The 12927-nt window shown below is 62.0% G+C and carries 14 protein-coding genes; 7 read left to right on the plus strand and 7 right to left on the minus strand.

Annotated elements, in window-relative coordinates; translation table 11 throughout:
- Positions 1-64: 64 nt before the first annotated feature.
- Together VIM98_RS02105 and VIM98_RS02110 are read left to right on the plus strand one after the other, a co-directional pair.
- Positions 65-670, plus strand: a complete 606-nt coding sequence (locus tag VIM98_RS02105) for an SCO family protein (RefSeq protein WP_331991434.1) — start codon at positions 65-67, stop codon at positions 668-670.
- Entirely contained in the window at positions 667-1110 is a 444-nt protein-coding gene (locus tag VIM98_RS02110) for a copper chaperone PCu(A)C (protein ID WP_331991435.1), read from the plus strand. The genes VIM98_RS02105 and VIM98_RS02110 overlap by 4 nt, the downstream gene beginning before the upstream one ends.
- On the opposite strand, the gene VIM98_RS02115 is transcribed toward VIM98_RS02110, so the two are convergent.
- The 7 genes from VIM98_RS02115 to VIM98_RS02145 all read right to left on the minus strand — a co-directional run bounded on the left by VIM98_RS02115 (position 1107) and on the right by VIM98_RS02145 (position 9625).
- Positions 1107-1973 (minus strand): cytochrome c oxidase assembly protein, encoded by an 867-nt coding sequence (locus VIM98_RS02115; protein WP_331991436.1) that lies wholly within the window; start codon positions 1971-1973, stop codon positions 1107-1109. The genes VIM98_RS02110 and VIM98_RS02115 overlap by 4 nt on opposite strands.
- Positions 1974-2051: 78 nt before the next feature.
- Complete coding sequence (locus VIM98_RS02120) at positions 2052-3950, minus strand: GldG family protein (RefSeq protein ID WP_331991437.1); 1899 nt, start codon at positions 3948-3950, stop codon at positions 2052-2054.
- A 3-nt stretch (positions 3951-3953) separates the two neighbouring features.
- Positions 3954-4688 carry an ABC transporter permease subunit gene (locus VIM98_RS02125; RefSeq protein ID WP_331991438.1) on the minus strand — a complete coding sequence of 245 codons (735 nt, stop codon included), beginning with the start codon at positions 4686-4688 and terminating at the stop codon, positions 3954-3956.
- A complete protein-coding gene (locus VIM98_RS02130) occupies positions 4685-5623 on the minus strand; it encodes an ABC transporter ATP-binding protein (RefSeq protein WP_331991439.1) in 939 nt (312 codons plus the stop codon). The genes VIM98_RS02125 and VIM98_RS02130 overlap by 4 nt, the downstream gene beginning before the upstream one ends.
- Before the next feature lie 281 nt (positions 5624-5904).
- A complete protein-coding gene (locus tag VIM98_RS02135; RefSeq protein WP_331991440.1) occupies positions 5905-7266 on the minus strand; it encodes a polyketide cyclase in 1362 nt (453 codons plus the stop codon).
- Positions 7267-7636: 370 nt separating this feature from the next.
- Positions 7637-8278: a response regulator gene (locus VIM98_RS02140; protein WP_019464490.1), complete on the minus strand. Its 642-nt coding sequence runs from the start codon at positions 8276-8278 to the stop codon at positions 7637-7639.
- Positions 8279-8404: 126 nt separating this feature from the next.
- Positions 8405-9625 carry a sensor histidine kinase gene (locus tag VIM98_RS02145; protein ID WP_331991441.1) on the minus strand — a complete coding sequence of 407 codons (1221 nt, stop codon included), beginning with the start codon at positions 9623-9625 and terminating at the stop codon, positions 8405-8407.
- Positions 9626-9837: 212 nt separating this feature from the next.
- On the opposite strand from VIM98_RS02145, the gene VIM98_RS02150 reads away from it, so the two are divergent.
- From VIM98_RS02150 to VIM98_RS02170, 5 genes are read left to right on the plus strand one after another with little or no spacing between them, the layout of a single operon-like run.
- A complete protein-coding gene (locus VIM98_RS02150) occupies positions 9838-10458 on the plus strand; it encodes a GNAT family N-acetyltransferase (protein WP_331991442.1) in 621 nt (206 codons plus the stop codon).
- A gap of 8 nt (positions 10459-10466) precedes the next feature.
- Positions 10467-11234, plus strand: coding sequence for a septum site-determining protein MinC (gene minC / locus VIM98_RS02155; RefSeq protein WP_331991443.1), 768 nt, complete (start codon positions 10467-10469; stop codon positions 11232-11234).
- Positions 11235-11275: 41 nt separating this feature from the next.
- Positions 11276-12091: a septum site-determining protein MinD gene (minD, locus tag VIM98_RS02160; RefSeq protein WP_331991444.1), complete on the plus strand. Its 816-nt coding sequence runs from the start codon at positions 11276-11278 to the stop codon at positions 12089-12091.
- Between the two features lie 5 nt (positions 12092-12096).
- On the plus strand, positions 12097-12372 hold the full coding sequence (gene minE / locus VIM98_RS02165) for a cell division topological specificity factor MinE (RefSeq protein ID WP_331991445.1): 276 nt from the start codon (positions 12097-12099) through the stop codon (positions 12370-12372).
- Positions 12373-12402: 30 nt separating this feature from the next.
- Positions 12403-12918, plus strand: a complete 516-nt coding sequence (locus tag VIM98_RS02170) for a hypothetical protein (protein WP_331991446.1) — start codon at positions 12403-12405, stop codon at positions 12916-12918.
- Positions 12919-12927 lie beyond the last annotated feature (9 nt).

Genomic DNA, 12927 nt, shown 5'->3' on the forward strand with positions numbered 1-12927 from the left:
GTAACGCGGCGAAGCACCGCCTGTCGTATCCTCACACAACTTGTCGTCACGATGGATGCCCGCAATGAAGTCCGCCCTCGCGCGTATGGCCCTGCTGCTCCTGCTGGTGCTGGGTTTGTCGGCCTGTCACCGGCAAGACGACATGCCCTGGCGATTGGTGCAGATCGCCGGTCATATGCCGGACCTCGACTTCGACCTGACCGACGACGCAGGCAAGCAGGTATCCGGCAAAGATTATCGTGGCAAGGTCGTGCTGCTCTACTTCGGCTACACGCATTGCCCCGATGTCTGCCCGCTGACCCTGGCGCAGTTACACGTGGTGATGCAGCGGCTCGGGCCCTTGGCCGACGGTGTCCGCATCCTCTTCGTGAGCGTCGATCCGGCGCGCGATACGCCTGAGGTCATGCATGCCTACGTCAACGCCTTCGACACGCGCGCGGTCGGCCTCACCGGCAAGCCCGGCGACATCGAAGCATTGAGCAAGCGTTATCGCTCCGCCTTCACCCGCGAGCCGGCGAAGGAGGACGGCAACTACGAGGTCAGCCACAGCTCGGCGATCTACGTCTTCGACCAGGATGGCAAGGCCCGGCTGTTGTCCACGCCGAATAATCCGCAAAGCGATATGGTGCACGATTTGCACCTGCTACTTGCCCCGGGAACCGCACCATGACGTTGAAGACGCTGCTGCTCGCCACATTGCTTCTACCCGGCGTCGCCCTCGCCAATGACGCACAGGCCATTCGGGCCAGTGCGCCGTGGATCCGCTTGCTCCCGGCCAATCTGCCCGCGGGCGGCTTCGTGACCCTGCTCAACGATAGCGATCGCGATGTGAGCCTGCGTAGCGCGAGCAGCCCGTCCTACGGCAGCGTGATGCTGCACAAGAGCAGCACCGAAGGCGGCATGGGGCGCATGGAAATGGTCGACAGCCTGAGCATTCCCGCCCATGGCAAGGCCATGCTTGCACCGGGCGGATATCACTTGATGATGATGAATGCGGCCAAGCCTGTTGCGGTCGGCGACAAGGTAAAGGTCACGCTGCAGTTCGGCGACGGCAGCACATCGACTGTCGAGTTCGTCGCCAAGCCGGCTAATACGATCGACGGCGACTAGCCCGACGGCTGCATGCTTCGCGACCGGGCGACGACGCGTGGCTTGCGACGAATGCGCCCGGCACGCGAAAGGCGCAACCACTGCCGCATCGCCAGCAGACCGCCGACGGTTTCGATCATCGCCGCCGGCACCCACATGATCACGCCACCGGCAAGCTGCCCGGTCAACACGTTGAACGTAAAGGCACGGCCGCAGATTTCGAAGATCGGGTAGAGATCCGACTTGGAAAAGGTCACGATGGCGCCGGCAAGGATCTGCGGGCTCATGGTGAGGCCCGGCGACAGCACGCGCATGCCGGCGACCATTCGGCCTGGCGGATGCGGCCGGTGATCGAGTACCAGCCACCAGTAGATGAAGCCACTGACGATCATCGACCAGTTCATGAAACGGTAGATGCGCCAGTCGAGCATCGCCAGCGTCTGCATCGACGGAATCAACCAGACGATGATGAAGGCGACGAACAATACGGTCGCTACCGCTGGGTTGAGAAACACGGCGCTGAACGCGCGCCATGGCCAGGACTGCAATGCCGGGCGCAGCAGGCGTATGCGCAGATCGAAGGGAAGGCCGGCGCGCAACACGCTGCCCGGATAGGACGCGACGATCAGCAAAGGCGCGAGATGATGCAAGAGCACCTGCTGGATCCGATGCATGAAGAATTCATGCTCGGCGAAATAATCCAGATAGGTATGCAGCGACAGATAGACGATCGCCATGCCAGTCCAGAACGCGATACGACGACCGCGACTGACCGCCAGACGACGGCAACCGCGCACGTAGAGCACGCAGGCGACGAGGAAAGTCAGCAGGAACACCCAGGAGAACTCCCAGGGCACGATCCATTTGAGCAGGCTCGACATCATCGGAGATTCACCGCGGGCGACGGCACAGCATAGCTGCTCGACGGGCCCTGCCCCAGTGCGACAGAATGCCGCTTGCGGTCATAGGGCGCGGCGACGGTTGCGACGCGAACGCCGCCAGCCGTACAGCAGTCCAAAGATCGCAATCAGAGCGGGCACCAGCACGATATTGAGGAATTTCAGTCGCAGACCCAGTGCATCGATCTCGGCATTGAGCTGGTGCTGCACGTTGCGCAATTCCTTGTTGATGGCCAGCTGGCGCTGCAGGAACTGCTCGATCTCAGCCTTTTGCTCGGCATTGCCGCTATCGGCATGCCCGGTCTTGGCCGGCTGCAACTCCGACAAGCGACTGCGCGTCTCAGCCAGTTCGCGCTGCAACTCCTGTTTCTTCGCAAGAAATTTCTGATCGGCCGCGCTTTGCAAAGCCTGTACGCGGGTAAACGGACGCTGCGAGGTGGAGCGGCCATGGATCGAAAGCAGCGCCGACGATCCGCTCAAGTTATCGACGACGTTGGTGATGAAGTCGCCGTTGTTCGCAATGGCACTCAGCTGTGTCTGGCCAAGCAGGTTTTGCGCATAGGAAACCCAGAGGCGATCGGTCAACAGATCGGTATCGGCAACCAGAATCACTTCGGCATTATCGGCCGATGCTGCCAGATGCCCATGTTGGCTGGCGCGCTCTGGGAATGCACTGGAAAATTGACCGTACAGACGCGCGGCAATGACATAGTGCGTATTGTCGCCCTTATAGCCGTCCAGCAGGGATGCCGGGTCGCGGCTGGATTCTCGCACCCGTTGCGCCGGCACGGTTTGGGCGTCGCTAGTGCTTTGAAGCAGCGGCATAAGCCGGGTGCGCGCGGTTGGCGCAAGATCGAAAAAGCCCACGCTGGCGACATTCACCCGTTGCAGGCTGGCGGTGACGACGTCGTCATGGTTGAGCTCTTGCGCGGTCAAGCCGAGCATTGCCGGATGATTGAGCGCACTGTTGTCGGACAACTCGATGCGCAGCGAGCGCGAACGATCGAGCACCACGCGCTGAGGGTCGTACTGCACACCCCATGTCTTGAACAGCCGCGGCAAGTCGGAGTTGTGATCGTCCATCACGCCATTGCTGTCCACGAAGGGCGTGTTGTCCAGCTCCGCGTCCGGGTCGACAAAAACCACCAGATGACCGCCGCGCAGTACGTACTGATCGATCGCGTACAGCGCGTCGTCGGACAAATGTTTGGGATGGATCAGCAGCAAGACCTTGATATCGTCGCCGATGCGCTGCAGCTTTGCCGGGTCGATTGTCTTGATATCGAACAACTGGCCCATCTGCCGGAAGACTGTCCAGGGCTCTTCGCCGATCAGCGGATTGCCCTGCACCGGCAGGCTGCTGATGACGCCGATATGCGGCTTGGCCGGCTGATTGAGTTCGTACAACAGCTTGGCGATGTCGTATTCGAGAAACGTTTCGCGTGACGGATCGAACACCGGTAAGGTCAGGGTCCTGCCGCCGGGCTGGTTCTCGCCGTCGACATCGCCATCGGCGCCGGGCGCCAGGGTCCGGCCGACCAGGCCGAAGAACACCCGCTCGCCGTTGTTACCGACGCTGATCGGACTGAGTCCATAGCCTTCCGCGCTCGCTTCGTCGTCCGAGTACGGCGCCGGATCGACAATCTGCAGGCGAATCCTGCCGCGCGAGCGGGCGACCATTTCTTGCAGCATTTCGCGCACGCGCTGTTCGTAGCTACGCAACTGCGGCGAATCGGCGGTGGCGTGATCGGAGAAATACAGCGTCAGTTTGAGCGGCGCACGCAACGAATCGACGATCTGATCGGTGCCGCGAGTCAGCGTATAAAGCTTGTCGGATGTCAGATCGATGCGATCGGCACGCATCCAGCGGCTGCCCACTAACGCGAGCAGCACAAACAGGACGACCAGCAGCGTCAGGGCGGCGGACAAGGTGGCGCGACGGCCGAATCGATAGCCAGCCATCGCTCAGGACGTCCGTTTCAGGTCGAGCACAAGCACACCGGCCGTCAGCCATGCGGCAATGCTCAAGACGAAATAGAAAATATCGCGCACATCGAGCACGCCGCGTGCGATCGCCTCGAAGTGGCGCAGCATACTCAAGTGGGCGACGCCGTTGATCAGCTTGCGCGGCAACGTGCCTTGCAGGAAATCCAGCACCTGCGGTTGCCCGGCCAGAATCAGCAGAAAGCAGACCACTACGGTGAGAATGAATGCGACCACTTGGCTACGTGTCAATGCCGACAAGCAGGCACCCACCGCCAGCAAGGCGCCTGCCATCAGCCAGCTGCCGAAGTAGCCGGCGAGGATCACACCGTTATCGGGCGAGCCCAGGTAATTGACGGTAACCCAGATGGGAAAGGTCAACAGCAAGGCCAGACCGATGAACAACCATGCCGCCAGGAACTTGCCCAGCATCGCTTGCGCCAACGAGATCGGCAGGGTCAGCAACAGCTCGATGGTGCCTGCCTTGGCCTCCTCGGCCCACATGCGCATCGATAACGCCGGCACCAGGATCAGGTATAGCCAAGGATGCATGGCAAAGAACGGCTGCAGGTCCGCCTGCCCACGCTCATAGAAATCGCCGCTGTAGAAGGTAAGGATGCCCGACAGCACGAGGAACATGACCAGAAACACGTAGGCCATCGGGGTAACGAAATAACTACGCAACTCGCGTCGCGCCAGGGCACCGATCGGACTCACGGGCGTCGCTCCACTCGCTGGCCGGTCGTGATCTGCCGGAATACCTCGTCCAGGCGACCGCGTTCGAGCTGGATCTCGGATACTTCCAGACCTTGCTGGCGCAGCAAGGTCTCGACGGATTCGAGAATGCGCTCACCTGGCTTGGGAAAGACGGTAATGCGTCCGTCCAGCGGATCGACCTCGATGGCGGCGACCTGCGGCAGGCGGCCGAGCATTTCCTGCGATACGCCGCTACCCGGCGCGCTGAACGACACGGCGCCGTGATAACGCGAACGCTCCTCCAGCTCTGCCGGCGTAGCGTCGGCCAGCAGGCGCCCGTCGGCAATGATCACCACGCGGTTGCACAAGGCATGCACTTCCTCGAGCAGATGCGTGGAAATAAGGATGGTGCGCTCACGCGCCATCGCATCGATCAACTGGCGCACGGCGTGCTTCTGATTAGGATCAAGGCCATCGGTAGGTTCGTCGAGCATCAGCACCGGCGGATCGTGGATGATCGCCTGCGCGAGACCGACCCGGCGACGCAATCCCTTGGACAAGGTGTCGATGCAGGTATCCAGCACGCTCTCCAATTGCAAGCGACCGACGACCTCGTCGAAGCGGCGGTAACCCTGCTCCACGCTCAGGCCCCGCACACGCACGATGAAATTGAGAAATTCACGCACGGTCATTTCGCCATAGCTCGGCGCCCCTTCGGGCAGGTAACCGAGGGCACGCTTGGCCTTGATCGGCTGCTTGACCACATCGTGGCCGCATACTCGCGCCGTACCGCTGGTCGGCACCAAGAACCCAGCTACCAAACGCATGACCGTGGTCTTACCGGCCCCGTTAGGGCCTAGCAGCCCCAGCACCTGGCCGGGCTCGGCACGAATGCTCAGCGAGTCGACCGCGGTGAGGTTGCCATAGCGTCGGGTAAGGTTTTCGGTTTCGATCATGTCAGGGCGGGCGGCAGCTGCGAACCGCAATGTAACCCAAACAAGGAATGAGAGTAGCGAAGAGTGAGAGAAGTATGGAGCGAGTAAGCATGGATTTACCGGCTTCCTGCCTATTTTTAGCTCTCAGCCACATGGCGCAAGATTTGCCCGGCAAGGCAAGCGCAAAGGCAGCGAAAACTGCTTCCTCTTACGCCCCTTAGCTCCTCTCAACTCACTTCTCGGTACTCTCACCCCCAAAAAAAAGGCCCTTCCGAAGAAGGGCCCTTTTGAAGGCTTTCTGCTTATTGGGCCGGGGCGGCGGTGCCCGCCGGGGCCGGCGCCGAACTCGCCGGAGCCGCAGCCGTGCCGGACGAGGCGGGGGCGTCGTCGAGCGTCGGCGGCTTGATGCCGGCTTCCTGCTCCGGCGTCTGCTCCGGAGCATTGCTGATCGGCAAATAGACGTCGAAACGAGCATAGCTGGTGACGTCGTCGCCATTCTTCACTTCCGGCTTGGCCAGGATGTCGTACGACGGGTTGGTCACGTCGTCGAACTTGTAGCCATGCGTCTGCGAGTAGGCCTTGAGCATGTCACGGGTCTGCGGCACGCCAGCAAAGGTTCCGTTCCATTCGCCCTTCAGCGCCGGGCCACCGAAGGCCAGCATGCCACGCACGTTGCTGTCGACGATCAGGCGACCGAAGCGATCGGTGCTGCCCGGTGCGGCATTGGCATCGGCCGGAGCGGCGGCGGTGCCGCTGCTGGCCGGAGCTGCGCTATCGCTGAGCTGCGGCGGCTTCGGTGCTACCAGGTCATGGCTCTGGCCGCCGACATTCAGGCTGCTCGCGCTGATCGGAAGGGCCACATCGAAGTTGTACGTCTGGTCGCCATAGTTCGTGGTGAACAGGATGCGCGGGCCGGTGATGTTGACATTGAGCTTCTTGGCCGCAGCCTGGATTTCGCTCGTAGCCTTGTCGACGGCATCGTTCAGCGCGTCCAGACCGCCCTTACGCTCGATGGATGTGGAGACCAGCAGCACCGGCGTCGGCTGGGTCTGCTCCACGTACGGAATCAGCTTGCCATAATCGATGTTCGGCACCTGAGCCAGCACATTCTGCAGGTTGTTCAGCGAGAACTGGACGAAGGCGTCCGGATCGCCGTGGATGTAGAGGTTGGAATAACGGTCGATCAGGTTGAAACCGTACTCGACGTCATACGACCAGGTGATCTTGGTCAGCTGGTTGCGGCTGCCCTGGCGTTCCAGATCGAGCGTGAAATGCTTGTCCTTGCCACGCCAGCTGTTGTCCACATTCCACACGATCTTGGCGGTACGAGCCTGCACGTCGACCTTGTCGAAACTCGGATCGTTGCTGGCGATAACCAGCTTGCCATTGCCGACTTTGTCGTCGTCGCTCGACCAGCTCATCTCGGCACCCGGGCCATAGGCCTTGCCGCTGAACTCGTACTTGGTATTGCGGTCGTACTGACGCTGCACCGAGAAATCGGGGAAACGACGGAAGTTATTCAATACATCGTAAACCTGACGCATGTCCTTGCCGACCACCAGTGTCCTTTCCACGTGGCCACTGCCAGGCATGATCACGCCCACCACGACGCCAACGACGGCGACAATGATCAGGGCAACAATAAATTCTAGAACACGCATCATTCCGGGGTTCTCCGAACATCTCTCTAGGCGGCACAAGGACGTCGCCGGGGACCTTGTCCGCCACGGTAAATCCCCAAGAAAGTGCGTCGTGGCGGGGGTCGGCCAGCGCCGAAGCCCTCGATGGTACTTGCTTGCGGGCGGGAACGCTATTGGGGCGTAGGCATAAAATGACCCGCATAACTGTGCTGCGTCGCGCCATTCGGGCACGCATGGTGAGGCTTGCCCCCGGTTCAGGGACGAGGGGCGAGTAGCGGGGGGTGCGAATGAACGAGACAGCAGATCTCCTAACGAGGGCATTCGTTTGGCGAGCTTTTCGAGCAGGCCGCAAAATGCTCAGGCCTGCGCACTCGCTGCTCGTGCCTCGCCCCTGCTAGACGATGCCCAGCTCGAGCGCCTTGAGCACGGCACGAGTGCGGTCGCGTACGCCCAGTTTGGAGAGAATGTTGGAAACGTGATTCTTCACGGTGCCTTCGGCGACCTTGAGCGAGTTGGCGATTTCCTTATTGCTGTACCCGCCCGAGAGCAGCCGCAGGATCTCGGTCTCGCGTTCGGTCAGCGGGTCGGGTTGCTCGAGGCTGGTGAACTGATTCTGCATGCGCCCTACCCCCGCCAACAGGCGCTGGGTCACCATCGGTGCTACCAGCGAACCGCCGGCGGCCACCGTGCGCACGGCCTCGACGAGTTGTTCGAGCGAGACATCCTTGAGCAGATAACCGCGTGCGCCGGCCTTGAGACCCTGCAACACCAATTGGTCGTCGTCGAAGGTGGTCAGGATGATGGTCGGCGGCAGCTCGTTGCGCGCGGACAGCGCCTGCAATACCTCCAGGCCACTCATATTGGGCATGCGCAGATCCAGCAGCACCACGTCCGGCTTGACGCGAGGAATATCTTGTACGGCCTGCGCACCGTCGGCACACTCGGCCACCACTCGGATATCCTCGGCCAAGTCGAGCAGGGAGCGAACGCCCTGGCGGACTAGGTTCTGGTCGTCAACGAGACAAACGGAAATCATCGCGAATCCTCGACACGTTAGTAGCCGCCCCCAAGCGGGCTACACAGAGACGATGTTGCAACCGTGTCGCATATTGTGACACGGCGCGGGGAGTCCGGGCGAACACCTGAGCGTACCGGCATGATGCTAAGGCATTGATAGCGCGGGCGGCTCGAACCGGGCCGGCGCGTGCGCCAGCGCGGATTCCTCGCCCAAGGGCAGACGGATGTTCAAGGCGAAACCGCGGGTAACCCCGGTCGCCTCCACCGTTACACTGCCACCGAATTCGGCCAACCGCTCGCGCATGCCCGACATGCCATTACCCGGTTGGTAGTGCGGCGCGCCGCGGCCGTCGTCGCGCGCATACAGGCCAAGCAAGTTGACGTCGGCATAGGCGAAGTTGAGCCATAGATTGCGCGCATCGGCATGCTTGGCGGCATTGGTGATGATCTCCTGCGCACAGCGCAGCAGCACCTGCGCCCGGCGCGGGTCTTCCACGCTGAACCGCGGTGGCGTTTCCAGATGTACCTTCAGGCCCGGCACGCCCTCGATCAGGCTGCCGAGGGCCTGGGTCAGGTCGATCGCATCATCCTGGCGTAGCTCGCTGACCGCCTCGCGCACATCCGAGAGCAGATGCTTGGCGGTGGCCTGAGCCTTGCGCACATGCTCGGAAGCTTCCGGATTGGTCAGATGGCTGGCCACTTCCAGATTAAGCGTTAGAGCGGTGAGATGATGACCGATCAGGTCGTGCAACTCGCGCGCGATGCGCATGCGCTCGGCAATGCGGGTCGATTCGGCCAACAATGCACGTGTGGCACGCAGTTCGGAATTGAGCCTGCGTTGCACTTCGCGCTCCTCCACCAACTGACTGGCGATGGCGGAGGTAAAAAAGGCCAACATGGACATCCCCATATAGACGCAGACCTGCAGCGTCGCACCGGTCCAGGTCCAGGTGGGGTAATAGGCAATGATCGGGATCAGCAGCAAGTGTTGGGCCAGCATCCAGACCAGCCCGGGGATGATAGGTAGCTGCCAAGGCAGCACCATCGCGATCACCGTCATCAACATGGCCGACAAGCCGCTCTGGCTGAACCAGCCCACCGCGATCGCCGACCCGGTCAGTAGGACCAGGCCGAGGATCTTGGTCAAACGAATGCCCGAATCGAGCCTGCTGGTCAGCAGCAGGTAATTGGCGCCGAATACCAGATAACTGATGACCCAGCCCAGGATGATCGGGCTTTTGCTCCATGAAGCGTTGACCAGGGCCAGGCCCCAGGTGCTTTGCAATAACGGCACGCCTACGCAGAGGTAGGTGAACAGGCCGATATAACGCAGGACGCGCTGATGATTGAAAGAATGCCAGGGCATGAGGGCATCATAGGCGCCGGAGCGCGTGGTGCAATGCGTGAGAAGTCATTGGCCTCGAACCCAGGAGGCCCTGCTGTCCGGCACTTTACAAACGTTTTACATGGTGCATCGTGATATGTGACGGCGTCGCCGCCATGTCATAATGCGCCCCATTATGCGGGCTGCCCAAGCAGACTCGTCCTGGTCCACCTTAAAGCATTGCGGAGCAACGAATGGCCCTAGCCATCCGCGACGTGCGCGAGCACGACCTGGATGCCGTACTGGCGCTCAACAACGCCGCCGGCCGCTCCATCCTCGCCCTGGACGCCGAGCGCTTGCGCTTCTTCTACGCATACGCCGATTATTTTCGCGTCGCCGAGATCGACGGACACCTGGCGGGCTTCCTGATCGCCATGCGCGAAGGACGCCCTTACCAGAGCCCGAACTATGTCTGGTTCGGTGAGCACTACCCCCAGTTCGTCTACATCGACCGCATCGTGATCGCCAATGCCTATCGCCGGCATGGCCTGGGTCGTATTTTTTACTGCGACGTCAACAGCTATGCCGAAGTGCGGGTGCCGCTGTTGACCTGCGAGGTCTTCCTGGAGCCGCGCGACGACGTGGTGGTGCTGTTCCATGGCACCTATGGCTTCCAGGAAGTCGGCCAGCAACGCATGGGGAGCGAAGGCCCGCAAGTCAGCCTGCTCGCCAAGGAGCTGCCGAGTTATGCTTACGTCCGCGAGACCTATCTGGAGCGCGGCGGCTTGCCCGACGTGCCCTGGCTCGCCGAACGTGAGCGTCCTCACTCCCCCGATTCCAATCAGCGCCGCCTCGCTGGAGAGCGGCGTACGTGACGGTAAGCATGGATCAAACCCTTTCAGACGCCTGCGACCTACGTTTCGGCCAGGTGGGCATCGCCTGCGTGCGCGTCAAGCGTGTCGACGCCGCCGCGCTGTGCGAAGAGCTGGAGCGCCGCGTGCGTTCGGCCCCGCAACTGTTTTCCCGTGCTGCGGTGGTGCTGGATCTCAGCCATCTGCTGAATCTGCCCGATGACGGTACGGTCGATGCGCTGCTCGAAGCCGTACGCAGCGCCGGCATGCTGCCGGTCGGCCTGGCCTATGGCACCAGCGAGACCGAGGCGCTATCCAAGCGCATGGGTCTGCCGCTGATCGCCAAGTTCCGCGCCGCCTATGAGCCTGCCGACGGTGGCAGCATCGCGCCGCCAGCCGCCACGGCCGCATCGGCGCCGGCGCGTACGAAAGCCGCACCCGCCCCTGCTCCGGAAGAGCCGGCCGCACCGGCGCTAGGCGCACAGCATCACGACGGCGCGGTACGTTCGGGCCAGCAGATCTACGCGCGCGACCGCGATCTGGTCGTGACCGGCGCGATCGCCAACGGTGCCGAAGTCATCGCCGATGGCAGCATCCACATCTACGGGGGCCTGCGCGGGCGCGCCATGGCCGGCGCGCAAGGCGACGAGAAGGCGCGCATCTTCATTTCGAACTTTCACGCGGAACTGGTGGCGATCGCGGGCCACTACCGCGTATTTGAACAGATCCCCAAGGACCTCGAAGGCCAGGCTGTGCAATGCTGGCTCGATGGTGAAAAATTGATGATCGCCCGGCTGTGACCGGCGATTCCCACCTGCCAAGCATTACCGGAGAAGAGCCCTTGAGCGCTGAGATTATCGTCGTCACGTCCGGCAAAGGCGGCGTCGGCAAGACCACCACCAGCGCCTCCCTCGCCACCGGCCTGGCCATGGCCGGAAAGAAAGTCGCGGTGATCGATTTTGACGTCGGCCTGCGCAACCTGGACCTGATCATGGGTTGCGAGCGTCGGGTCGTGTACGACTTCGTCAATGTCGTGCAGGGGGAAGCCACGCTCAAGCAAGCCCTCATCAAGGACAAGCGCCATGAGAACCTTTACGTACTGGCGGCCAGCCAGACGCGCGACAAGGATGCACTGACCCAGGAAGGTGTCGAGAAGGTGCTCAACGAGTTGTCCGAGGAAGGCTTCGATTACGTTGTCTGCGATTCGCCCGCGGGCATCGAGAAGGGCGCGCACCTGGCCATGTACTTCGCCGACAACGCGGTGGTCGTGGTCAACCCCGAGGTCTCCTCGGTGCGCGACTCGGACCGCATCCTCGGCCTGCTGGCGAGCAAGACCCGCCGCGCCGAGCGCGGCGATGGCGCAATCAAGCAGCAGTTGCTGCTGACTCGTTATAACCCTGAACGCGTCGCCAAGGGCGAAATGCTCAGCGTCAAGGACGTGGAGGAAATCCTTGGACTCGGCGTCATCGGCGTGATTCCCGAATCGGAAAATGTACTGGCGGCTTCCAATTCCGGCGTACCGGTGATCCTGAACAACGATTCGTTCGCAGGCCAGGCCTATAGCGACACCGTCGCGCGCGTACTCGGCGAAGAACGGCCGCTGCGCTTCATCGAAGTGCAGAAGAAGGGCTTTCTCCAGCGCGTTTTCGGAGGTTGATCGCGATGGGTATTCTGGATTTTCTCAAGCGCAAACCCGAACCCACGGCCACCGTGGCCAAGGAGCGCCTGCGCATCATCGTGGCGCAGGAGCGTTCCACCCGAGGTGGCCCGGATTACCTGCCGCTGCTGCGCAACGAGCTGTTGGAAGTGATCAAGAAATATGTCCACGTGGACCTGGAAGCCATCACCATCAATGTGGAGCGCGACAGCGGCCATGAGGTGCTGGAGCTGTCCGTGGCCCTGCCCGAGGCAAAGGCCGAGCCGAAGCCGGCCGGCTGATCCGGCCGGCTTTTGTCCACGAGACCGGACATGAACGCCCCGGGCGATCGGACACTAGTCGACGTCTTGCGCTTGGGCGAGTTGGGTTTTGCTCCGGCGGCAACACTACTCGCGCGCTACGGCCTTGGGCTCGAACCGGTCGCCGACGGCGAACCGATTCCCGGCAGCTTCTGGGGCGACGACGAGGCAGGCATCATCGGACATACCGTTTATGCGCGTGCCGATACGCCTGTACATTCGCTGCTGCACGAAGCCGGGCATCTGCTGGTGCTGCCAGCGGAGAAGCGTGCTCAGGTACATACCGACGCGACCGATTCGATCGACGAGGAGGACGCTACCTGTTACCTGCAAATCGTACTGGGCGATGCGCTCCCCGGCGTGGGCAGCGCGCGGATCATGGCCGACATGGACGCCTGGGGCTATTCGTTCCGGCTCGGCTCCGCACGCGCCTGGTTCGAGGAGGATGCGGAAAATGCGCGTGCCTGGCTGATCGACCGGGGATTGCTGCACGCCGATGGACAATTAGCGAATCCCCCTGTCTTATAGGAACGGCTT

Origin of the sequence: Dyella sp., assembly GCF_036568765.1 — a bacterium.
Taxonomy (GTDB): domain Bacteria; phylum Pseudomonadota; class Gammaproteobacteria; order Xanthomonadales; family Rhodanobacteraceae; genus GSA-30.